This window comes from Marinoscillum sp. MHG1-6 (genome assembly GCF_024714475.1).
Lineage (GTDB): Bacteria > Bacteroidota > Bacteroidia > Cytophagales > Cyclobacteriaceae > JAMZMI01.
Genome location: NZ_JAMZMI010000002.1, coordinates 177,410 through 202,220 on the forward strand (window position 1 = coordinate 177,410; position 24,811 = coordinate 202,220).

Sequence of the window (24,811 nt, forward strand, 5' to 3'; positions counted from 1 at the left end):
GGTCATTCCTGAATGACTACCATTTTAGTTTTGAGTATTTGACCTGAATCTAGCTCAATCAAAACCACATAAAGCCCAGGAGATAGGATACCAATATCATACCTTGAATTTGCTTGATAACTCCCCTCAAAAACCGAGATTCCTGAATTGTTAAGTACAGAAATCTGGGCTTTCCTATTACCAAGGTCAACCTGAAAACTGTTTATCGCAGGGTTCGGATATAAGGTGAACCTGTCGATGAAATTTGTCCTTAAAACAGTTTCTACATTAACCGTAAAGGCTTCTGAAATACTTGCACCTTTCCCATCCTCAGCTGTTACTGTGACCGTGGCGGTTCCGGCTGCAACCTCCAATAAAGTCATTATGACACCGTCGACATTGGCAGTAACAACCTGTTCATCCGAAACACCAACTGATAAGTTCAGTTGATCCCCATCTGCATCAGAGAATACATTGGAAAGATCAATGGTGTAGGATTCAAAGCCCTCGCTCAATGTGATATCTTGAATTAGGTTAACCACAACAGGCGCAGAATTTTTCATACAAGTTCCAGTACACTCATACGCTCCTGCATCGGGCAATTCGTCTCGAGAAGCTCCCCTGGCATCATCGAGGGGTAGTAATATTCCGGTTTTATTACTGCAATAATCTAATGCCAGTGAAACAGAAACCAGAGGTAGGACATATACAGTTCCTCCTTCGTTGGATAATGAATTGGCCAATCCAGCCGTGGCAGCAGTGATACTCACAGTATTATTTTTCAAAGCGTCCTCCAGCCATATAGGCGCATCATTTACGGCTCCAAAAATATTGTTCACAGCATTTGTCGTGTTCGCATTTGCGAAGTTCATCGACACTTCGCTGATATCATTCTGGCTTATGATAATGGAATTATAAATGCTGAAATTTGTCAAGGCACTTGTGGGTGTACCTGTAAATTGAATGCCATTTTTGGTGAGAGATGCGTGCGAATTTCTATACAGCGTACAATGAGTCATTTGCAAGCTCACGTTGACGGTACTGTTATCACCTGTCCAGAGTGCACTTCTAGCCCAAATAGCTCCTCCTCCATTTCCATCTACATTACTAAAGGTAATGTTGTGCGCAATCGTAGTATTTTCCAGATTGACATCTATAAAATGGCTGTTGCCAAAATCTTTGTTCCCATTAATATAAATTCCACCGCCATTACGTCCCTCATTCCGGTCAATAAGTGACCGGATAATCTTAATGTTACTATCCCTACTAACCGCATTATTTGGTGCGAGAATCATTCCTCCTCCATCTAGAGTAGAGAAATTATTAGCCAGCGTGCATTCTATCATATCCAGGTCTGAACCAGCTACGCTTACCCCACCTCCGTTTCTGTCCGTCTGATTGTACTCAATGATTAGATTTTGTAAGGTGAGCTTACCTTGCAATTTATCGGCAAAGATTCCTCCTCCGTTTTCAGTTGCCTTACCAAATCTGATTCCTAAATTTTCAATGGCCACATTCATGTCAGCGGTCATCCCATCAGGCCGGGCAATATAAATCACACCTGAAGTAGATGCTTCCAGGCTCTCAGCAGCCTGAATTTTGTCCGACCTGGGATCCTGTCCTCTGAGCGTTACGCTTTTTTCAATATTTAATACCTCTGTGTGAATACCACGAATCTCAATCACGTCTCCATCTATGGCAGCCATGATTGCTTCGGCTATGCTGCCATAAGTAGTCTGATCAATGAAAACCTCGAGGTTAACTGTAGGAACAACGGTCAGTTCAAAATCATCAGTGGCAGTTCCCTCATATCCATCATCTACAGCAATGGTAATCTCCAGATTCCCTGTTATTAATTCAGTCAAGGTCAATTCTGAACCAACAATTTCGGCATTGACTAATGTCTCATCGGACAATGAAACGTTAAATGTTAGCGCATCTCCATTTCCATCCTCAAACAGGTTGCCCAAATCGATGGTATAGCTGCCGAATCCTTGATTCAAAATCAAATCGGCCAGGGGGTTAACTAACTCCGGAGCCTGATTCAGGCTGGAGAAATAGGTATCTTTAATGTGACCACCGGCAATTCCAAACGTATTGTCCGGCTCTATGACCCATTTACCATCCAAAACATCATAAAGATACTGAGTATCGTATTCCACTCCTTTTTCCAATGTCACATTCTGTGCACCCGAACCATAAAGATTCCACAGATAGACATTAGCAAGCCCAAGTTGACCCACCATCGCTACAATCTTGTCATACCGATCGGTGATATCAGCAGCAGATAATTCACTAAAAACAGGATTTTCATTCATTCCAATTTCGCCCAATTGCACAGGAACACCTTCCAGGTTATCTGTATCATTGGTATAATAGTCGGCGATCTCGACTCCGTTCCAAAGTCCCGTCGGGTAAGGTTTCCCACTTTCTTCAAAATTCCCATCATAGGAGGACCATGAGGAAAGATGGCTTCTCACTCTTGGGAGCACATCAGCTATCACGCAGGGAACACCCAATTCCATCATGGTTTTCCTTGACCCACCTGTATTGTAAAAGAGTTTATTGAACTCTACAGCATATTGAACTTTGGCAATCGCGCCGGGATGCTCAGAAACAGCCCGCTCGATGCCCCGCATGTGTGCCCGCCACATCCTCGCCATACCTTCAATTTGCCACATTACATCATCTGGTATATTCGCAGCATTGTCCTCCCATTGACGATTGTTTCCTCGAAGCATCCAATCACCTTCCCAGTTTTGGAAAATAAAGGTCTTATCGAGATGACCATAGTTGGAAAGAATGGCACTGGCGGCCTGATATATTTGTTCTTCCGTATCCAGAAATCGATCATGGTTTCGGTCGGCTCCATTTTTATAATAGCCATTGACTCCCTTAGATGGAGCCCAAAAAGCATGGGTGGTGAAATAAGGATCTGAAAAAAGTGTATCCATGGCAGGATGCACAACCACCTCGGCAGGTTCATTGAAAGTAGGCCAGTTGTGATTGAAAGGATAAGCCTCATACATTTTACCATTATTAGCAGAAATTGTGGTTTTGATATTTCTGCTTCCCCACTTCTTGAATTGACTGATCCCTTCTTCCATAAATGGATCCTGGGTGAAGTGGTACCAACCTGCAATGTGCGTGGCTCCTATTTTGTCTTTCATCGGATGGATAGCATCACGATTAGATTTGTCGAATGCGCTAACCTGACCAGACACTTCTGCGCCAGTGCTCAGCGTCGACGCATAATGCACTTTGATGACCCCATTATTGACAACAGAAAAATTAACGTCTCCTGCCGCAATATCCACAGGACTGGAGGTTCCTTCACCTGTCCTAAAAACAGAGTTGGCTTTGAGTTCTAAGTTAAAGCCACCAGCCGATGAACTTGCTGAGACTCCCCCATTAAGCTGACTCGCCGAAATAACACCATTCGCTTCAAGTGTAATGGAACTCTGAATGCCAGCATTTTTTGTAAATAAGTTAACGTTACTGGCGAAGATGATACCGTGATTAGTGAGATTAGCAGAAACACCAGTGGGGGCTCCAGCAAATGTTTCACCAGTTATTCCAAGAGTTCCTCCTACATTAATATAGGCATATTTTTCTATGATGAGATTGACAGTCGCCTGCCCTTTGACAATAATACTTTGATCTGTAATAAGGTTATAATGATCAATAATAAGTTGTCGATCTGAGCCCTGGTTCTCAATGATTAAGCTCTTTGGGTGGAGATACCCCTTCCCAGTGACCCATGTAGTATCTTGAGATAACTGGAGGATGATAGCACTATTCTGATCATAGATCAGCCCCTCCCCAAGGTTGATGTCTGCCGGCACTTCCCTACCCGCGCTGATTGTTCCATCGCAGAGAATATCTCCTGAGATAGCGAGTTTGTTATAAGCTTCACTACCATTATACCCAAGCCTAAGCTCAGCCTGCATCTGAACGGTAAGATTGTTACATAAGCCAAGCGTCGTGCCCGCTGAGTTCATATCAATCACCACAATATGACCGCCCTCAATGAGCACATCATCCGTTGAACCTGGTACAGCGCCACCCTGCCAGGTCGATGGAGAACTCCAGTTCCCACTTGTGGCACTGCTAATGGTCTGTCCCTTCCCATGGAGAAGTAAAACACATAAAACCAAAGAAAAAATGAATCTCATATACAAGTGACTAACATAATCCTAGACCCAATTTATCAGGAGTTTAACCCATTGAGGTTTTAATTCTGGTCAGATTGATTGAATAACAAACCTGACTATTGGAGATCTGTCCTTTCATTGATCTGATTGATCAATTTGGAGAGAGCTCAAGGTCGCCAAAGCCTTTTCCCTGAACTCCGAATTGGATGGATACTCTCCGTTCTCCTTTTTGTAGGCAAACAAATAGTCATTCATGATTCGGTAGTAATCCTTATGAAGATGATAAACAGGTTTTATGTCTCCCTCTTCACTTATCATAGACATGCCCTTGGATTCCCCTTTCTCACTGTACTCATTATTGTAGAATTCCCAGTGTAGAGCAAATGGTAAATTAAGCTCCAATGCCAACTGCATGATATCCCTGGTCTGCTGGCACTGATCTTCATCTGTGTTCTTTTTGTTGGTCTGATAGCCATACTCACCAATAAATACACGTCGTTCAAAAGGAATATTCTCCTTAGGTTGAAGTTTGGACTCCATATAATCCATCAAGCGAGAGACCGTGTTTTTAAGGGAATCGTAGTTGGGATGTTTCTTGATAGCTTCATAGCTTGAGTACGAGACGAGATCGGGATTGACATCTGCGAGGATGCTTTCCGTGATACAACGCTCTCCTTCCATTCCCTTCTTGGCAAGATTCACCTCTACGTAATAGTATACTTCAACATCTGAATATTCTACCTTTTTCTTAGCCTCATCCACTGCTGCCTGACGTATCTGAAACCACTCCTTCATAGCCTGAATTTTCTCGTCACCGGGATCATCATTTCTATGACCTTGCCCATGCAGGAGCCAGTCTCCCTCCCAATTGCCAATCAAGAAAACCTTACCGGTCCCGCTGTATTGGGTGAGCAGATATTCAGTAAAGTCATACATTTCCCGGTAAATCGTTAGCTTATCCTGAGGGCTCATGGGTTTTTGCCACTTCACTCCGGTTAGGGTATGAACCCACATAAAAATGTATTTGAAGTCCATGTCAAATATCTTTTGAAACTCTTTCTCAGTTTTCAAAATATCGACCGTCGAATTGAGTCTTGGATTTTGCCTCATATCCGGATAGCTGGTATGATAACTCTTACCTAGCGACACCTTGAGAATATTAGAACCCATTCCTCGAATGTGCTTGGCCTGCTCCTCCAGGTAGCTATCCTTGGTGAATTTGTATTTTCCGCCGATCATTTGAGTACCCACGACAAAATTGTAATCGGCCAACTTATAAGGTTTTGGTGGTTCCGGTTGAGCTAGGGCGCCGGAAAAGGACCAAATAACGATAACGAGACAGGTTAATGCTTTTTTCATTTTCATAAAATGTTATTGCCAGGGAATGTTCCCTGATTTTTGAATGTGTTCGGTTACTGACTTTAAAAGTCGTTGTTCCATCTCCCTCATTTGCAAGGGATTTAACTCGATCGAGTCCTTTTCCAGATCATATAATCTGAAAGACTCGAAAGGCGAATTCTGCAGGATTTTGTATCGGCCGTCAGAAATGGCGTAATATGCCAGACCCCCGAAACGATGACCTTCCCTCCTCACCCAGATCATCTCATCACTCCCGGAGTCTATGAACCGTGCTAGCCCATTGCTGTTAGTAATTTCACCCGTAACCAGCCTGGGTAACAAGTCATAAAAATCCATCAGAATAAAAGGTCGGTGGATTTTGGCTGATTCCATTCGACTTTTCCATATAAGCGAGCAAGGCACTCGTATTCCACCCTCCAACATATCTCCCTTTCCTCCATTGAAAGGAAAATTATTAGCTCCATGGCCAAGTGCCCCTCCATTATCCGAGGTAAAAACAATAATGGTTTCTTCGTACAAACCAAGATCCTTCAGTTTATTGACTACTTCTCTGATGCTAGCATCCAAATGCTCAATAAAACCAATCATTTTTTGCCTCTTCAGTGGAACATTGGGCAACCTCTCCTGCACTCGTTCTAAATATTCCGCTGGTGGCTGGACAGGATCATGAGGGGCGTTATAGGCAAGAAATAAGAAGAAAGGTTGCTGAGAGGCTGCTTTTTCATCTATAAAATCCATTGCCCATTGAGTGAATAATTCAGTAGCATGACCCGCCGGCTCGATGACCCTTTCATTTTGTCTCATCCAGTTGACTCCCGCTCTAAGATGGGTGTAGTAGTCGTCCATCATATCGCCAACAAAGCCTTTAAAAAAATCAAACCCTCGATCATTTGGTAAATCAGGAGACTCATACCCCAGGTGCCATTTGCCAACCAAAGCCGTTTGATAACCGAGCTTTTTAAAATTGGCAGGCATGGAGACGACATCATCTCTCAGATTGCCCCATGTGTTGAGTGGGATATCCCGAATCACACCCGGCACGCCCAATAGATCCGGGTAATCCCCGAAGAGTATGGAAGCCCTACTTGGAGAACAAACGGTACTGTTTGCATAGGCCCGGTAAAATTGCACACCATCACTTATCAAATCATCTAAAGCAGGGGTATGAGTATTTTGAGAGCCATAGCTACCCAATTCTCCATATCCCAAATCATCAACCAGGATGAAGAGCACATTGGGTTGACTTGTGCCTTTTAACAAGTACAACAAAAGCAAAATGAGAAAGAGGTACCTTAACATCATTTTTCAGTCTACTCTATTCGATGTTTTCATTGGCTGAAGATTCGATCAGAGGTATTGGCCAGGTGTAATCTTCTGGTCCTCTGGCACCATCTGTCGCACCACGAACGGTTACCGAATATTCATCGTAAACGCCCATTCTGGTTAAATCGAAAAATCTATGCCCCTCGGATGACAACTCTACCCCCCTTTCCCTGAGAAGACTAGTCCTGAAGTCCTCCATGGTCATGCCTGTGCCATCAAACGCAGTGGCTCCAACCCTCCCTCTGATCAGATTGATGTCGGTATTCGCCAAGGCAGGATCACTATTGATTTCAGCTAAAGCCTCGGCTCTCATAAGGTGTACATCAGCCAACCTGATGACATGCCAATTTTGACGACTTGTGTACTCCGTAGTCGCAGACCGGTCAATATATTTAGCAGAGAACACTCGAAACTGGGTGCTTAAGGATGAGCCTGTCTCTTTCTCAGTTCTTAAATAGCCATTCATATTCGGATTAAGCACGTAATAAACCGTCTCATCTTCGTATTCCTGAACTATAGAATTCAAAAACCGGGGATCATTTTTATCAATTTGATTAAGTACGAAAGCGCCAACAGTCTTATTGGTTCCACCCCAACCACCACCACTCAGTCCCGCATTTCTCGGAGAAAAGAGGTTGGACAGGGCTGTTCCCTGTTCGGTTAAATTGGATCCCTGAATATCAAAAATCATCTCAGCGTTGTTGCCATTATCGGCATCAAACAAGTAAACCCATTCTTGAAGGGTCCCCACCAGCTGATGGTCCCCTGAGGAGATCACCGCATCTGCGTGATCCACTGCTTTTTGGTAGTAAAAGTTCACATCTTCAGGAAAATCGAGGTACGCTTGATTCCCTTCAATTCCAGCCAGAGCCGTTCGCTTAGCCGAGGCTATGTGAAGGTATGCCTTGGTCAACAGCGCATGCGCGGCCGCACCGGTAGCTCTGCCCAGATGATTGGTGTAGCCATTGCGAAGTTCCAGACGTGCCCAGCAGTTGGCCGCCGCGAATTCCAAATCATTTATAACCACCTCATACACATCCAAGACCGAGGAAACCGATAGTCCTTCATATTCACCGGGCTCGATGGGTTCCGTCCTGAGTGGAACGGCCCCAAACGCCCTTACCAGATTTAGGTAATGTAGCCCTCTCAGGAATCTCGCTTCTCCCAGGATTCGCTTCTGCAATTCCACATCTATACCATCTATGTTTGGAACATTGGCAATAACATAATTCGCATCTCTTATGGCCACATAGATATGAATCCATGTGTTAGGTAAGTTGGGATCCGTGTCAGCTATCGTTCCTCGATGGAAATTCCCATGATTATCGGAAAGGCCCTGATCAGATGCGGCAAATAAGTTTGACAGCCAAAGTTGCCTGTAATAGCCAGTTTCATTTTTGAGCTGAGCATATGCACCTGTCAATCCGGCAAGTGCATCTGTGTCATTTTGATAAAAAGAATCAGAATCAATTTGATTCAATGGATCTTCATCCAGTAGACCATCGCAAGCTACGGTAGCCAGTAGAAGAAAGAATGAGAGAACAAGATTGTATGATTTAATATTGAAATTCTTCATGACCTGATAATTAAAAGTTCATCGATAACCCAATAACATATGACCTGACTACAGGATAGCCTCCGAAATCAACACCCCTTCTCTGAGGATCTTTGTTGAAACTTTGACTTTCAGGATCGTAACCCGGGTACTTTGTAATTGTAAAGAGGTTGCGCGCAGAGAAATAGGCTCTTACAGATTGACCTCCCTTTAGTTCGTGTGTGTAACCGAAATTGACGTTTTTCACTCGAATAAATGACGCGTCAAACACCTGACGATCAGAGGATAACACCCTTGTCCCAGGATCAGCCAATGGCGCTGGATTTAATGCTCCTTCCATTCTGGCGAATGAAGGATCATAGGTGAAAACACCTCCATCACCCATCGTGTAGGTAAGCGGTGATCTCCATGCGTTTTCATAGGGAGCCTGCAGGACGTTCTTCCCTCCTTGCATTCCATATAATTGCCAGGAATCTACCCAAAATAAGTCTCCCCCCTTTTGACCGGTAACAAGGACAGACAAATCCCATTTGCCATACTTGAAATTGTTGCCAATATTGAAGGTGAAATCCGGATTTGGGTCCCCAATTTTTACATAATCATCAAAATTGATCTGTTGTGTCGGAAGTGGATCCCCATTTTGGTCTACCTCTACTGAGTGATTGACAAATTTTATTTCTCCCGGTGCAGCCCCCTGTATTCCGCTGGCATTAGCTTCTTCCCAATCAGCATAAATTCCGTCGGTTTCAGCCCCCCAGAAAATACCCAATGGTGCACCTTCCATAAAAATAATTGGGTTCGTCCTGGTGAAACCAACTACCGGACCCAGCTGGTACTCTACGTTTGAATTAAGGGCCACCAGCTTATTTTTGTTGATTGAAAAATTGATGGAGCTTGTCCACTCAAACTTCTTGGATACGTAGATATCCCCCCGGATCGACAGGTCAATTCCCTTGTTAGTGATCTCCCCGAAATTGTCAACAATCTCATCGAAACCATTTGAAGCAGGCAACTTGACCAGTTGCAGCAAGTCTCTGGTGTTCTTGAGGTAGGCATCGACCATAATTCTCAATCGCGATTCAAAAAGGTTCAAATCCATTCCAACGTTGTACTGGTCGGTTGTTTCCCACGTCAAATTCGGATTGCTCAAATTACTCTGATAATAGCCGGCAAATAAGGTGTTGTCAAAATTGTAACGGATCGGACTGAGTAACGAAAGCGATTGGTATGGCGCTATCGGATTGCTTCCTGTTTGTCCATATGAGGCTCTAAATTTTAAATAAGAAATGGCCTTTAAACCCTTCATGAACTTTTCTTTTGAGGCGATCCAACCAACACTTATCGAAGGAAAAAAAGCAGATCGCTGATTCTCAGCAAACTTTGAGGAAGCATCCACCCTTGCGTTTAAATCAATGAAATAGGTTTTCTTATAGTTATAGCCGACCCGCCCAAGCCCGGAAAGAAGTGAAAATTCATTAAACACGCTACGTGGCACAAGGATATCAGTGGCCGACTCAAAAGTGTAATAAGATGTTTCGTCTGTTCCAAAACCGTATGCCTTGTTGAATAATCGCCTATCATTTGTCTGCTCATATGTACCAATTACAATCCCATCTAAATGATGTTTTTTAATGTTTTTCTGATACCTGAGGTTCCCCTCAATGTAACCCTTGGCTCTATCGAAATATGCCTGGGAGGCTTCCCCATTATTTCTTCTTCCGCGAGTTGTTGTAGTAGGATAATAGGTATCACGAGTATTTCGCTGATAGTTATATGCAGCTTTTAACGTTCCGGTGAAATTGGGATTGAATTTGTAAACAGTTGATAGAGACTGCAGCATGTTGATTCCCTTCTTTTGATCAACCAATTGGGTAGCAAGTGTGTAGGGATTAGAGACATCATTCCCGTCATTCAGCGACGAGTAAAGTTCATCTGTTTGTCCGGGTTCGAGCAAATCATATACCGGCTGAAAAAGAATTGCACTGGAAACAACACTTCTCTGATTGAAATACTCTCCATTCGACGTTGAAGAAGCATTTCCCCAACTCGTTCCCAGGTTGGTTTTGGAGTATATTTTAAGTTTTCTACTCGCATTTCTCGAGGCATTCACATTGAAAGTGACACGGTTGAAATTGGAGTTGAGAATAACCCCCTGATTATTCAAGTATCCAAAACTGATGGACGCATCGCCATCTTTTGACCCACCTCTATAGGCAACGTTTAAAGCATTTGAATACGCCACTCGATAAGTTGCATCTTGCCAATTGTTGTTGATACCGGTAGTCTCGGGAAAAGGAAGCGAGAAAGTGGAGAGCTCAGAAAAGTTCGTCTCATTAATTTCCTGTGTCCCGTCGAATACCACTCCAGCGCGATTCGGATCTGTGATTCTTACATATAGTTGGTTGAGTGCGGCTTGATTCAGGTATTCCTCAAATTGCGGGCCTGTAAGCACTGCCAATTCATTACTAACCTGCGACATCGTATGATCGATTACTACATTGAACGTGTGGCTTCCTCCTTCTTGACTACCGCTTTTTGTAGTAATAATAACCACTCCATTGGCCCCTCGTGCACCATACAATGCCGTGGCAGAGGCATCCTTCATTACCTCTACTTTTTCAATATCATTAGGATTTAAAAAGCTTAGCGAGCTCTGTGTCTGGCCACCCGAAGAATTGCCTTCGGCATCTTCTGAAGGATTGATAGGTATTCCATCTACCACATAAAGCGGCTGTGTTCCTCCCAAAATGGAATTAGTCCCTCTGATGGCAATACCAATTCCTCCTCCGGGTTCTGAATTTTCACTTACAACCACACCGGCCATTTGTCCCTGAATGAGACTTTCTATGGAGTTCGTTCTGGCTTGCTTAAGTTGGTCGGCATCAACGCCTACGACAGAACCATTCAAATCCTCCTTGGCTACATCAAAATATCCCTGACTGACCACCACGACCTCCTCGAGTTCCTCATAATCCTCTTCCATGACGATCTTCAATTCCTGACCGGTCACGGGCACCTCAATCGTTTTCATCCCAATGAAAGAAATGATTAGCACATCTCCCATATTGGCGGCCAGTTCAAACCTACCATCCACGTCGGTAGTAGTTCCGGTACTGGTACCTTTAATCTGCACAGATGCTCCTGGCAATGTCTCCTGCAGGTCGGGAGACTGCACAATCCCTGTCACCGTTGTTTCTTGCGAAAACAAGACAATGGGGATAAATAAGAGTATTATAGTAAACTTCTTCATACTGTATTTTGGTTCGTTGTTCAGTTTAACGTGTTTTGATCTTCTGTTTTAGGGTTTTAAACAGGTAAACGCCAATGCCTCAGCCCGATACACCTCCCATGAGGGTAACTCACCGTTTTCCTCAAAGTAATTGGTGATAAAAGTTTTTGACTCTTTATAAAATGCTGCATGGGTATACCAAACCTTTTGTTTGTTGCCTTCATCGTCTATCATCCAATAGCCAACATGCTCGTTCGTATTCTTGTCAACTTCATTATTGTATATTTCCCAGTATAAAATGAATGGGGTGCCCCACTCCAACCCGGTCCTCATCACCCATTTCGATCTTTCATCTTGCTCATCATCCGAATACTTAATCGAGGGACTTCCATATTCACCAATCCAAACACGTTTCCCCGGTGGCAATTCCTCCTTCGGAGCTAACTTGGACGATAAATAATCCAACGCTTCAGATAAATTCGTTTTTAATTCTTCAGGCGAATCGTATGGGTTAGTTGCATCATAAGAAGAATAAGAGACATAATCCGGATTGATAGCCTCCAAAATGGAATTAGCGACAGTTTGGCTACCCGGCTCTTCGATGGATTTTTTTACCAGGTTCACTTCAACATAAAAATACACTTCTACACCCTCAGTTTGAAAATCTCTTTTAGCATCATAGATAGCTTTTTGTCGAGTTCGTACCCATTGAATCATCCCCTCAAGTGTCTTAGGATCAACTTGTTTGGTTCTGTCGTAATGCCATCTTAAATGCCAGTCACCCTCCCAATTTCCCAGATAGAAAACCTTACCAGTTCCGGCATAGGTAGTTAGGAGATGTTTGGTTAATTCATATAATTCGTCATAGAGGGCCTGCTGATAATTTTCAGGATAGCCGCCTATAAATTTGATCTGCGTGGTGTCGTTCTTCTCCCCCTCAGGTTCAGGCGAATACTGAGAAAACCCATACACCCAAATGTGGTAATATTTAAAATCCATATTCAGCACCTTTTTCATTGAAGGCTCCATGATGGCCAAATCAGTAAGTGATTTGATCTCGTCATTTTTTGGTAAGTCATAATTTTCAGAACAATACCTGGGATGCATGGAAAACTTGAGCAGGTTGGATCCCATATTCAATATTTGATCAGCAGTTTCAACCAAATTGGTTTCCTTAGTAAACTTGTATTTAGGTCCTACAGTTTGAGTGCCAATGGCATAATTAAAATCCTTAAGGCCCTTCTCTAATATCTCATTGCCTCGTTTCTCTTCAGAATTGAAAGAGGTTACTGACCATACTAAAAGCACTATCGCGACAATTGGAAAAAATAATCTGACCTTTTTCATAACTCAAAATTGATCAGACGTCTCTTTTAAGGAGTTTAAAAGCTGACCTAATAGGTTGATAAATGAACCATAATGGGCGTTAAGCCCTCTGTTTGGCTTGATATTCGGTCGGTGTCATTCCGAAATGTTTCTTAAACAGCGTACTGAAATAACGAGGATCATTAAAGCCCGTCTTGTAGGCCACATTGTCTATACGAGCATGTAATTCACTATTCAATAGTTCCTTAGCCTTATTCATTTTTATCTCCTGGATAAGATCCGAAGGAGATAACCCGGAGATAGATTTGACCTTTCTAAACAAGTTGGATCGACTTAATCCTACCTTTTCGCAGAGCTCGTCAATTGAAAATTCGTGGTTGGAAATGTTTCCATTAATTATTGCAATCACACTGGATAGCAAGTTTTCCTCAGGGCTTTCAACCCCCCGATTGGATTGACTGGGTTCTATTTCCTGGTTGAGTTGCTTCCTCTTAAGCAGATTTTTCACGGCAAGTATAAGCACCTGAATGTCAAATGGCTTTTCCAGATAATAGTCAGCACCCACCTCAAGGCCTGCAACTTTATCATCTGCACCAGCGAGAGCTGTTATTAGTATGACAGGCGTCTGGCGAAAATGACTGTCATATTTTATCATATGGCAAATTTCCTTTCCGTTCATTCCTGGAAGCATCACATCACTAATGACCATATCCGGTTTTTGATCGAAGAATTTGAATAGCCCCTCTTTTCCGTTATTGGATGTGATCACGAAATAGTCAGTAGAAAGAGATTTTTCGATGTAAGAAAGGATATCGGGATTATCTTCAATAACCAGGATTGACTTTTTCCCTTTGATGTTAGATTCTGTTAGACGGGCAATGCCCTCTGAATTGTCCTCCAATTTTAGTTCATTGAGAGCGAAATGATTTTTTCCATTCAGCATCTCCATGCAAAAGGTCGACCCTTTGCTTTCCTCAGATGTGCAAGTAAGACTCCCCTTGTGCAAATCAATAATCCGCTTGGAGAGCACCAGTCCAATACCAGTTCCTCGTACTTCATTGACTAGCGCATTGCTTGCCCTGTGAAAGCGCTCAAAAATTTTATCAATCTGGTTGTCAGGGATCCCTACCCCTGTGTCCTTGATGAAAACCTTCGTATTTGTTTCGGTACGCTCTACATACAAATTAATTGAGCCTTTATCGCGATTGTATTTGATGGCGTTGGAGACCAAATTGGTGAGCACCCGACCGACCTGCACCTTGTCTCCCCAAATGGTTAAATCATCAGGCACATCTACGTTCAACTCAATTTCCTTTTGTTCGATCATGATGTGGAAATCCTGAATCGTAGATTTGATCAATTCAGAAAGATTGAAACTTGTCGCCAGAATGGTCAGCATTTTTCTTTCTGACTTCTGGAAATCCAACAATTCCGTCACATATTCATTCAGATTGCGTGTATATCTGTTGATAACCTGTACGGATTCCTCCACATTTTGTCTTTTCAAAATTTGATCAGACGCAAGGCGAATAAGGGAAACAGGAGTACGAATATCATGTGCTACATCGATGAAGAATTTTATTTTCTCATCACTGATCTTTCGCTCATGTCGGGATATAATGACGGATCTCGCGGCATAGGTCAGTAAAAATACGATGACGGCATAAATCACGAAGGCCCACCATTTCAACCAGATGGGTTGCTTGATTTTAATATTTAAAAAAACCTCGTTCGATGATTGAACACCGTCTGCACTTACTACAGATGCTCTCAACTCATATTTTCCGGGACTTAGGTTTCTGTAAACAATGCTTTGCTGATTATTGGCCATTTGCTCCTGGTCATCAAACCCATCCAATTTCCAGTTCAACACAAAATCCTTAGACCCGTGCATTTTCAGGTAATCGATATTAAATCTCAAGGTGTTTTGATTATGCAAAAGCTCTATATTCTCGGAAAAATTCACTCTTCCAAAACCAAGGTCATCAACAAGGCTGCCATTGATAAATAGGTCTGAAACAAAAATTTTCGGCTCACTATTGTCAACCTCTATCTGATAAGGATCAAATAATACGGCGCCGTTCGGACCACAAAAGGCAAATCTTCCATCCATAAGTTTTGAACCAGCACCGAACCCAAACTCCTCAACAGTTAGCGCATCCTCTTTTCCATATTTCCTAAACCAATCCTCCCTGATTTTATATTTAAAAAGCCCCTTTTCTGCAGCAACCCAAAGTTCATTTTCACCATATTGTAACACAGAATAAACGGCTCCCGACGCATCACTTAATACTCCGATTTGGTTGTAAGTGTTGGTTCTGTAGTCATATCTTGAGAGTCCATTATCGTTAGCAATCCAAAGTACCTGACTTTTTGGATCAAAATACAAGGAGTAGATATTACTCACCAATGAGTTGTTGAATGTACTTTTTTCAACCGTTCGAGTCTCTGTATCGATCTGGTACACTCCCTCAACTGTGCCAACGAGCATTGTTCGATGATCTTTTTTAGAAAATGTTTTCACCTGCCCTGTTCGGTAAGTAGCCACAAGTGAATCACCCAAATACTGATGCACCGGACCATCGTTACCTCCTACCCATAAATAATCATCATCCACGTAGGTGGCAAACACTCTCTTAAGTGACTTTAGGTTGGAAGGTCTGGTTGTACCATTTTTAAATTCAATGACCCCCTCCCCGTAAGTGCCCAGTAGCATTTTATTTCGATAATATGCGATACTCAGTACGGGCAAAATGGCCCCCTTTTGGCCTACATTGAAATTCTCCCAATTGCCCTGGAGATCCCTTCGGCTTAGCCCGTCCTCGGTACCGAACCAGAGATTACCATAATTATCCTGATAGATGGATCGGATAGCGTCATTGTTAATGGTGTTAGAACTGTACCGCTGATGAAAAATATTAATAAACCGATTTGACTGTCGGTAAAGGACATTCAACCCTATCTCGCCAATGCCCAACCATATTCCATCCTGATCATCAACAAACATGGTGGTAATGCTGTTTTGAGACAATGCGTTTTCTCCATCAGGGTCATATGACACCTCTGCTTTCAGATGACCTAGTCGATCAGTGATAAAAAATCCTTTTCTATCCACAGCGATCAAAACATCGCCTTGCTTATCAATGGCTATATCTCTAACCGAAAGCTGATTTTCACTAGTGAAGTTAACCTTGTTTACCTGACCATCTTTGAGACGATAGAGTCCATTGTTTTCCGTTCCGATCCAAATGGCTCCGTTAGGGTCAATTTCAAAATCAAGGATATCAATGCCTTTTAAGAGTATCTCGATGGACGACAAATCACCGTCTTCATTTCGAACCATTCTGTGTAGACCTTTGGAGGTTGAGAGGTAGATTGTTGAACCGACCTGCTCAATCCGCCGAATAAAGGTCAGATTTTGGTGCTTCTTTTCACTGACTTGGCTTGTCTGGAAATCATATAGATAAAACCCATCTATAGTGCCGATAATTAATAACTGATCATCTAACCCGGAAAGGGTAGTCAGCGTCTCTCCGGGTAAATTGAGCTTCTGTTCCCAGCGATCACCCTTATAGTCGTACTGGAAGATCTGTCCGCTTTTGAATACAGCCAAAAAATACCCTTGAAAATGAATCAACTTCATCACACTGGGATCTGAAGCTACCTGATCCAAATCGAACCAATATTTCTTGAGAGACATGCCCGAGAATCTTGTCAGGCCATTTGCTGTGGCACACCACATATAACCAAGGCTATCACGCTCTATGTCATAAACGCGTCCATTTGAGAGGCCATCCGAGACAGAAATATGCTTTACCTGAAAGTATGGCTGGCTATTTCCTGTAAGGAGTATTACGGTAAATACCAATACGAGGAGAGCTCTCATTTTTCAATATTGATGAAACCAAAAATTCTATTCCTTCAGTGCTTGTCTTAGCCACCAATCCCTATCAGGGTTGTATTTATATTGCTCCTTTAACTGCTCTAATTGCATTCTTAAAGAGGCCTCAAGCGAATCATATTCCGCTATTTCTATCAGATTGTTCATTTCACCCGGGTCATTGACCAAATCGTACAACTCATCTATATCATTTTCTAAATCATTATCTACCAGTTTGTATTGATCTGTACGAATAGCCAGCATATTGGGTCCTGCGTATGGATACTCATCGTCCACATAATACTCAAACATAAATGATGATCTCCAGTCAGTTGATTTGCCAGCTAATAATTCCCTCATCGATTCTCCTTGCATGTAAGCAGGAATTTCAACACCTGCGTAATCCAATATCGTAGGGGCCATATCAATATTCAGACACATGTCATTTATCTTACTATTCGGAGCAATGGTTTTTGGATGGCGCATAATCAATGGCATCCTGATGGAATTCTCATAGGCAATCCGTTTGTCCCAGTAGGTGTGCTCCCCCATAAAATAACCATTGTCACTACTAAAGATAATGATTGTGTTGTCCAACTCTCCAATTTCTTCCAACTTAGCTAGCACTCTCCCCAAAGATTCATCTACGGACTTTAGACATCTCAGGAGCCTCATAAACTTATCTCCCTTAATTGGCCAGTCTTTTACCGGCAAAGAAGGTACTGGCATGTAGCTTTTCCATTCACTATCGTAAGCTTTAATTCTCTGCCACTCCGGTTTGCCCGAAAAGGTTTCTAAATGGCTGTCAAATGGGGGCGTTGGTAATGAATAGCTGCTATAAAGTTGCTCATGCCTGGGAGCAGGAGAATGATCTTCATGTACGCTTTTATGCCAAAGATTAAGGTAAAATGGTTTATTGGAATCTCTGTTCTTTTCCAACCAGTTAACTGCCTTATCGGTCAAAATATCCGTCATGTATCCGGTTTCCCGGTATTCTTCCCCGTTATCATTTACCATCGGATCAAAATACGCTCCCTGTCCTATGAAACTGTACCAATAGTCAAATCCAGGCCTGATGTGATCCTTTCCCTTCAGATGAGCCATGTGAATTTTTCCTATGTGAGCCGTCTGATATCCGGATTTTTGAAGATGTACACTTATTGGCGGCAGTTCTTTCCAATTTGGATCCACATGGGCATTATTTTGATTTACACCATGCACATGCGGATAGGTTCCGGTCAGAAACGATCCTCTGGATGGGGAACAAATAGATTGCGTACAGAAAAAGTTGTTGAACAAAACTCCTTCACCTGCTAGCCGGTCCATATTTGGGGTCTGCAAAAAGGAATAACGTCCATTAATTCCCAGTGCGTCAAACGGCTGATCATCCACCAAAATGAAAAGGAAATTGGGTCGATCATCGTTATCATTCCCATTTTTAACCTGAGCACAAGAGGAACAAAAAATGACCAGTATCAATGCGGGCAAATGCTTCGTGATTATTTGAATATCCATAATATGATCAAGCAAAAGATTAACAGAAGATAAGACCAAAAGCGATAATTTGAACTCAGACTCACCGACTTCAGCTCCTCAGTTTCCTTTTTGAAATCAGAGAGCCTGAATGTCAGGTTTTCTACCTTTTCTTTTTCCGGTGGACTTGTCATCAAGCTAATTACTATCATAAGCAGCAAGCTCCATAGAAAATAAATCGGCACAGTAAGAAGGAAATGAATATCTCCAAAGAGTGAAACGCCGGTACCGATCTTAAAGATTAGATTGGCTACACCAAGCAATACCCCTCCTATCAGGCCGAAGAAAGCCCCTTTCCAATTGGATCTTTTCCAGAATATACCAACAATAAAGGCGGCAACAATCGGAGGTGCCATAATCGAAAGCATCTCTTGATAGTATTTGAGTAATGTACCAAAGCGTTGTCCAATTTGAGGTGCCCAAAAAACGGCTATGACCAGTACAATCATAGACACTATCCGACCAATTTTAACCTGCTTTTGACTTGATGCCTCAGGGCTCATTTTATTATAAAAATCGATCGTAAACAGTGTAGCTACTGAGTTTAATAATCCGCTCAATGAAGAAGTGAGTGCAGCAACCATAGCTGCCATCATAAAACCAATAAGCACGTTAGGCATTAAATTCAAAATCATGTTCGGGTAAACCATGTCAGGTTTATCAAGGTTGGGAAACAATTTGATAGACATAATTCCCGGAATGATGATGACAAACAGGGTAATTACTGTGAGAAACCCAACTAACAAAACCCCTTTACGCCCTTCGTCCACTGACTTTGCAGTAAGGACACGCTGTACAAGCTGTTGATTATTACCCCAAAAGAATAATCCCAGAATTGGAATACCAACAAGCATCCCCAACCAGGGAACCGAACTATCGTCCATCGGTCGTAACAATTTCATTAGATAGTCGCCATGAGCAACTAAGTCTTTGATGTAATCGACCCCGCCATTTACTGATGCGTAGTAGGTCAAAATTATAGATCCGACAAGCAAGAAAATCCCTTGATACAAGTCAACCCGTATGGCTGCAGACAGTCCGCCTGGTATGGTATAGGCCGCCACAATGATTGCAAAAATGACTGCTAAAAGCATTAAGGAAACTTGAGGAAATACCAGCTTCATAACGATAGCCGCAGCGTACAATGATCCCGCCGCATCTAAGAAAATGTTCACCACAATAGTAATAGCAGAGAAATAATAGCGTGAGTGAACACTGAATCTCTTCTCAAGAAATTCCGGAATGGTGAAAATGCCTGACTTGATATAAAATGGTAGGATGAACCATGCAAAAAATACCATAACAATCACCGACATAAGATTGTAATTGAACACGGCAATGCCGGTGCTGTAAGCATCACCTGCCTGCCCGATTAGCGTGGAACTAGAGATACTGGCGGCAAATAATGAAAACCCTATTATGGGCCATGTCATGCCCCGCCCGGCCAGAAAGTAGCTATCCGTATCCTTGCTCGTTCCGTATTTCACACCGAGCATGACAATAAAAATGAAATAGATGAGTATTAGGATGACATCCACCCAGGCCAACCCTGTTGCCCATTCCGGACCGTTTGTAAATAGGTACATTACGACTTGATTTTATTTATTCTTTTCAAAATGGTTGAGAGAGAGTGAAGTCAATCAGTTCATTCACATTGCATGTGGCCAAGCCTATGTATTTGTCTGCACCACCATAATAGACATACAGCGTGTCGTCCACGATCACATTACCCGTAGGGAAAACGCAACCTTTGTAATACCCATCAATTTCATAATCAAACTCCGGCTCCATAATCCAGTGCCTGGTTTTGCCGATAATTTTAGTGGGGTCATTTAAATCAAGCATCAATGCTCCAACCCGGTAGTAACCAGTTCCACCAGTCTCTACTCCATGGTAAAGCACGAGCCAACCCTTATCCGTTTTCAATGGAGGTGTACTTCCTCCAACCTTTTCTTCCCAGCTATTTGGTGTCCCCTTTAGCAATAAATTGCTTGGTTCATTCCATACTAACATATCATCACTACTACGAATCCAAATTGCAGGATATTTATGACCACCCCAGTTTTCACCTACCCACTCTTTTGGGCGGTGAAGCATGACGAATTTTCCATTGACCTTTTCAGGAAAAAGAATGACGTCCCGATCATCTAAATTGGAATCCGTGATCCTTCCAAGTCTGATCCAGCTTTTGAAGTCCTTCGTCATGGCCAATGCTGAATTGGCCATATTTCGTTTGATGAAATGAGGTGCAAGGGCACCATGCTCCTGTGTAAGTACCTGATCATGTTTGAACTTCCAGTATTGCCCAGGAGGAAATGGTCGAAAAGCATAGGTCACATAGAAATATTCATCAAACTTCACGATTCGTGCATCTTCTACGCAACCCATGTCCGGACCATGATCACTTGGTCCTAAAACTGGCTCGTTACTTTGTCTTTCAAAATGAACTCCGTCTTCACTCGTTGCCAATCCAAAGCGAATGACGTGCTCATCATCATTCCCGGCTGCGCGATATAACATATAGAAGGTATTTCCATCCCTATAAACACCAGGATTACAAACAACCAGTTCCTCCCATGCATTGGTTGGTTCTGGTTTTAATATAGGATTAGCCGAATGCTTTTGTAGTTTCATAAATTCAAAAAGTGATTAATTAGCATTCCAAAATTATTATCGCTGAGGAGGGATCAGGTTTACTAACTGGTCAAGAAGATTGAAGAAATGGTCAGAAGGGTTATTTAATGAGACTCTTCATCAAATTGTTAATCCACAGGATGATACTGTACTTATGTTATGGAGAGTAGTTCCCTAAGGTATCAAGCACCCCCTCGCAATTCCTTTTCCAGTTCTTTTTTTGCAAACCCTTTATCTCTCCTTACATCTTCATTGGCTTTGTTTTTGGCAGGTATATTGAAATTCTGCACCATCACCACTAACTTTATATTTATCCGCCATTAAATGCATATTTATGCTACGAAAAGTACTTTACGCCATTCTAACTGTGCTAACCCTCTCTGCTATCGCACAGGAAAGAAGACTTGCCCTTATTATTGGTAACTCAGAATATAAGAATAGCGGGGTATTGAAAAACCCTGTGAATGACGCCCGACTCATTGCAAAAACATTAAGCGATCTGGGCTTTGAGGTGATCAAGAAAGAAAATGCGAGCAAAGTCGAAATGGAAACTTCCATTTATGAATACAGCAAACTCCTCAAGGATTATAATGTAGCCTTATTCTATTACGCCGGTCATGGTATTCAGGTCAATGGTGTAAACTACCTCCTACCCGTTGATGCAAAACTGGAAGATAAGCTGGCCGCTCAGTTTGAGGCGGTGGATGTATCCAAAGTAGTCTCCCAGTTCGAACGGTACCCGGATAATGTAAACATTGTCATACTGGATGCCTGTAGAAACGATCCTTTTAAAACATGGTCGCGAGGCGGAGAATCAGGATTTAACGCCATGCCTGCCCCCAGTGGAACCATTATCGCATTTGCTACCAGTGCAGGTGCTACCGCGTCGGATGGTGATGGGGGAAATGGCTTATATACCTCTGTTCTCAGCGAGCAAATGAAACAGCCTCAACGAATAGAAGATGTTTTTATCCAGACTAGAGTTGAGGTCAGAGACCTCAGCAACAATGCTCAAAATCCACAGGAGTGGTCACAACTTACCGGAAAGTTTTACTTTAATGGGAATAGCGAATCTGAGGCAGATGACTTTGATAATCAGCTACAGGAAGTAGCTGCCAACATCCCCAAATCTGACCCCAATAAACCAATGACTCTTGATCGTGGACAAATGGGGTCTGCCTTCAAGGCAAGAGTGCACATTGAAGACGTGCTAAAATCTGGAGTTTCAGTCACCCAACTGTTGGACATGGGTGCTCCGTTAAAATATCTCTACGGCGTACCCTACCAGGGAGGAATGATCTTCGACATTAATGAAGATAGTAATCTGGGATATGTGATGATGACCTTCGATCAGGGAAGAGGTGCCGAGGTTCCTTGGCAAAAAGCCGTTGAATCCTGCCAGAAATTAGTCTTCGAAGGGTACGACGATTGGGTGCTCCCCAACAAAGATCAACTCATCACCATGTACCAAAACCTCAAGCAAGAAGGAATTGGTGACTTTATGCTGGATACCTATTGGAGCTCGTCCAAAAGCGGTTACAGTAATGCATGGGGATTGAGCTTTGAATCGGGAAAGACCTACGATTTTGACAAGTACAGCAATCATTATGTGCGAGCAATTCGCAGCTTCCCTTTGGATCAGGCCATTTTTAGATGATTAATTAGTCTGAATCGATTTTACACTGAACGTGTACTTATCGTTATTAACTCCTGACTGATCAACTACGGTTATAACTTGAATGGCTGCCAAGGCAGTACTTCCTCTCCCAACAATATAGATGTCATTATCTTTGATTTCAATAGCTTTAGATACCGACAACCCATTTTTATAGGCACTGCTTATCGAAGAAGCTGTAGCCGAGGCAAAATCAAATCCATTGAACTGGACAAAACCAATATCTGATTGACTCATCCAAACCCTGGAAAGGGTATCACCATCATCTTCAACTACTGAGCCATCATATATGTCAGCCTCGAAGGTTGCAGAGTCAGTGGTATATCCCGTGCTTAATTCAGCCAATGAGAAGCCATTTGGCTTATCTGATAATGTAGAAAACATATTATGACCTGTGGTCTCCTCAATAAACTTACTTCCCTTATTCACCAGAATTTTTTTCGCTACCTGAATCTGGTCATTCACATCATTGGCCAAGCTAAAAATCATCGTCACTTCTGTCGAATCTTCATAATCAGGTACCCTGTAAGCGTATCGGAAATTGATTGATCGGAAAGAAAAGGAGGTATCAAGCAGCGATAGAATACCGTATTGATCATCCAGTGATTCAATATTAAGGAGAATTTCTGAACCCTGATTGGTTCTGGCCTCAACAGTAATGAACAGCAAATCACCACTGGAAGCCTCCAGTTGAATATCAACCGGCTTGAGGTTTACAATAATGGGTGACTCCTGATTATCCTGAGAGCACGACATGCCGAACATCCCCAAAACAATGAGGATGAGGTTCCAACGAATAATTTTCATCTAGTTGTTTTATTCCTAATTTCCAGCACGAATATTACTATATGCTCTGAATAATCAAAAGTCACCCAGGGATATCACTAATTAATCTTGTACTTAAATGCCTGAATCTGCATTTTCCGCACGGTTTGTCTTCCCATAAAAGAACGGCTAATTTGCTGATAGTCGCTCTCTACCATATAATAGGTAGCTTCAGGATATTCATCAACTACTTTGTAAAGAGCTTTTTTCATCTCTCCTTTTAGTCTGATATCCTGTTTTCCCATAAGATCTACAATACGTACATCTCTATAATTGTAGGCTCTATTGTTAATTGAGTCGATTTTCTGAATGAACCCAAAATACTCTCTTGACTGAACAGAGATTTCCGTTGTCCCGAGGTATTCAAAATCATCCAGTCTAACATCTAGTCTAACAAAATCCGGTGTCAGTGACATCGTACGTTTCTCACTCAGTGTTAGATAGTTGCTGCACGATGATAGAGCCAGAATTGCGAATATGGCTATAAATAAGTTTCTCATGCCTCAAGAATTAATTTCTGAAAAAATATGTCAGCGCCACTCTTACGTCAGCTCCAACTTCACTTTTTGAATATTTAAGGGATTTGTACTGGACCGTGCTGGTCTCATCCAGTTGGTAGTAAGTCTGGTTGGTAGTAACACCTCCAACAGATGATTGAACATCTGTCTGATATTCTACTTTACCTTTCCTCAATCCTCTGATAGATGTTTCAACGCCCAGTGCCAATGGCAGGTCTGCAATAAACATCTGAACACCGAACATCAGATTATAACCTAAATCTAAAGTGCTTTTTGACATGCTCTTTGCATAGAAATCACCTGTAAGGTTGGTTTTGTCATTGGTGACAATTTCATCTTTTTCCTTACCAACAATGATTCCGGCTCCTACATAGGTATCCAACCAGTTGTTACTTGCAAAGTGATAGTTAACACTTGGCATTAATCTCATATAAGACTCTTTATCTGTAAAGTCTTCTCTACCAATCTGGTTCTCTAGCTCACCCTCATATTTTCGAGACTTGCTGTAGATCTGAGCACCTAAACGAAGCTCCAAATCATCAAATAAATAATATCTGAAATTCATCAAAGGAAGGCCTCTGACATTTATTTTGTCATTGATCATTTCTTTGATCTCCACAAAGCTCGCTCCAAGAGAGTAACCGAAATCACCTGCAACTGGCCTTGTGCCAGCAACGATTTGGCTTTGAACATTTTCACGTGTAAGAAGTTGAGCCTGTGCTGTCGCTGTCAAGAGCAAGGCTGTAGTCAATAATAGAACGGATTTATATATTAATTTCATGTGTGTCTTATTTTAATAGATACTCATTATTAGTTTGTTT

General features: G+C 42.3%; 14 protein-coding genes. 1 reads left to right on the top strand and 13 read right to left on the bottom strand.

Translation table 11 applies throughout. The features are described 5' to 3' along the window. Positions 1-2: 2 nt before the first annotated feature. The 10 genes from NXR94_RS04620 to NXR94_RS04665 form a co-directional block, all read right to left on the bottom strand. On the bottom strand, positions 3-4,154 hold the full coding sequence (locus NXR94_RS04620; protein ID WP_258103411.1) for a T9SS type A sorting domain-containing protein: 4,152 nt from the start codon (positions 4,152-4,154) through the stop codon (positions 3-5). 114 nt (positions 4,155-4,268) lie between these two features. Further along, a complete protein-coding gene (locus tag NXR94_RS04625) occupies positions 4,269-5,492 on the bottom strand; it encodes a hypothetical protein (protein WP_258103412.1) in 1,224 nt (407 codons plus the stop codon). A 12-nt stretch (positions 5,493-5,504) separates the two neighbouring features. After that, entirely contained in the window at positions 5,505-6,794 is a 1,290-nt protein-coding gene (locus tag NXR94_RS04630; protein ID WP_258103413.1) for a sulfatase, read from the bottom strand. Between the two features lie 13 nt (positions 6,795-6,807). Then, positions 6,808-8,391: a RagB/SusD family nutrient uptake outer membrane protein gene (locus tag NXR94_RS04635; RefSeq protein ID WP_258103414.1), complete on the bottom strand. Its 1,584-nt coding sequence runs from the start codon at positions 8,389-8,391 to the stop codon at positions 6,808-6,810. A 10-nt stretch (positions 8,392-8,401) separates the two neighbouring features. After that, a complete protein-coding gene (locus NXR94_RS04640; protein WP_258103415.1) occupies positions 8,402-11,620 on the bottom strand; it encodes a SusC/RagA family TonB-linked outer membrane protein in 3,219 nt (1,072 codons plus the stop codon). Between the two features lie 48 nt (positions 11,621-11,668). Continuing rightward, entirely contained in the window at positions 11,669-12,946 is a 1,278-nt protein-coding gene (locus tag NXR94_RS04645; protein WP_258103416.1) for a hypothetical protein, read from the bottom strand. Between the two features lie 79 nt (positions 12,947-13,025). Further along, entirely contained in the window at positions 13,026-16,811 is a 3,786-nt protein-coding gene (locus NXR94_RS04650) for a hybrid sensor histidine kinase/response regulator transcription factor (protein ID WP_258103417.1), read from the bottom strand. Positions 16,812-16,838: 27 nt separating this feature from the next. Then, entirely contained in the window at positions 16,839-18,320 is a 1,482-nt protein-coding gene (locus NXR94_RS04655) for a sulfatase (RefSeq protein WP_258103418.1), read from the bottom strand. Further along, positions 18,305-19,924, bottom strand: coding sequence for a sodium:solute symporter (locus tag NXR94_RS04660; protein WP_258103419.1), 1,620 nt, complete (start codon positions 19,922-19,924; stop codon positions 18,305-18,307). The genes NXR94_RS04655 and NXR94_RS04660 overlap by 16 nt, the downstream gene beginning before the upstream one ends. A gap of 25 nt (positions 19,925-19,949) precedes the next feature. Next, a complete protein-coding gene (locus tag NXR94_RS04665) occupies positions 19,950-20,972 on the bottom strand; it encodes a hypothetical protein (RefSeq protein WP_258103420.1) in 1,023 nt (340 codons plus the stop codon). A gap of 334 nt (positions 20,973-21,306) precedes the next feature. Between NXR94_RS04665 and NXR94_RS04670 the strand changes: the two genes are divergently transcribed. Beyond that, positions 21,307-22,629, top strand: coding sequence for a caspase family protein (locus tag NXR94_RS04670; RefSeq protein WP_258103421.1), 1,323 nt, complete (start codon positions 21,307-21,309; stop codon positions 22,627-22,629). Here NXR94_RS04670 and NXR94_RS04675 read toward each other — a convergent pair whose 3' ends face one another. The 3 genes from NXR94_RS04675 to NXR94_RS04685 all read right to left on the bottom strand — a co-directional run bounded on the left by NXR94_RS04675 (position 22,630) and on the right by NXR94_RS04685 (position 24,771). Beyond that, positions 22,630-23,454 (bottom strand): hypothetical protein, encoded by an 825-nt coding sequence (locus NXR94_RS04675; protein WP_258103422.1) that lies wholly within the window; start codon positions 23,452-23,454, stop codon positions 22,630-22,632. Between the two features lie 77 nt (positions 23,455-23,531). Further along, complete coding sequence (locus NXR94_RS04680) at positions 23,532-23,972, bottom strand: hypothetical protein (RefSeq protein ID WP_258103423.1); 441 nt, start codon at positions 23,970-23,972, stop codon at positions 23,532-23,534. Between the two features lie 10 nt (positions 23,973-23,982). Then, the gene (locus NXR94_RS04685; protein WP_258103424.1) at positions 23,983-24,771 is read right to left on the bottom strand and encodes a hypothetical protein; all 789 of its coding nucleotides are present in this window, start codon (positions 24,769-24,771) and stop codon (positions 23,983-23,985) included. Positions 24,772-24,811 lie beyond the last annotated feature (40 nt).

Excerpts from the sequence above, each read along its gene's own strand:
- NXR94_RS04685 (WP_258103424.1), bottom strand. The coding sequence starts at position 24,771 with ATGAAATTAATATATAAATCCGTTCTATTATTGACTACAGCCTTGCTC.
- NXR94_RS04625 (WP_258103412.1), bottom strand. The coding sequence starts at position 5,492 with ATGAAAAAAGCATTAACCTGTCTCGTTATCGTTATTTGGTCCTTTTCC.
- NXR94_RS04645 (WP_258103416.1), bottom strand. The coding sequence starts at position 12,946 with ATGAAAAAGGTCAGATTATTTTTTCCAATTGTCGCGATAGTGCTTTTA.
- NXR94_RS04635 (WP_258103414.1), bottom strand. The coding sequence starts at position 8,391 with ATGAAGAATTTCAATATTAAATCATACAATCTTGTTCTCTCATTCTTT.
- NXR94_RS04660 (WP_258103419.1), bottom strand. The coding sequence starts at position 19,924 with ATGTACCTATTTACAAACGGTCCGGAATGGGCAACAGGGTTGGCCTGG.
- NXR94_RS04640 (WP_258103415.1), bottom strand. The coding sequence starts at position 11,620 with ATGAAGAAGTTTACTATAATACTCTTATTTATCCCCATTGTCTTGTTT.
- NXR94_RS04670 (WP_258103421.1), top strand. The coding sequence starts at position 21,307 with ATGCTACGAAAAGTACTTTACGCCATTCTAACTGTGCTAACCCTCTCT.
- NXR94_RS04675 (WP_258103422.1), bottom strand. The coding sequence starts at position 23,454 with ATGAAAATTATTCGTTGGAACCTCATCCTCATTGTTTTGGGGATGTTC.
- NXR94_RS04650 (WP_258103417.1), bottom strand. The coding sequence starts at position 16,811 with ATGAGAGCTCTCCTCGTATTGGTATTTACCGTAATACTCCTTACAGGA.
- NXR94_RS04630 (WP_258103413.1), bottom strand. The coding sequence starts at position 6,794 with ATGATGTTAAGGTACCTCTTTCTCATTTTGCTTTTGTTGTACTTGTTA.
- NXR94_RS04665 (WP_258103420.1), bottom strand. The coding sequence starts at position 20,972 with ATGAAACTACAAAAGCATTCGGCTAATCCTATATTAAAACCAGAACCA.
- NXR94_RS04680 (WP_258103423.1), bottom strand. The coding sequence starts at position 23,972 with ATGAGAAACTTATTTATAGCCATATTCGCAATTCTGGCTCTATCATCG.
- NXR94_RS04620 (WP_258103411.1), bottom strand. The coding sequence starts at position 4,154 with ATGAGATTCATTTTTTCTTTGGTTTTATGTGTTTTACTTCTCCATGGG.
- NXR94_RS04655 (WP_258103418.1), bottom strand. The coding sequence starts at position 18,320 with ATGGATATTCAAATAATCACGAAGCATTTGCCCGCATTGATACTGGTC.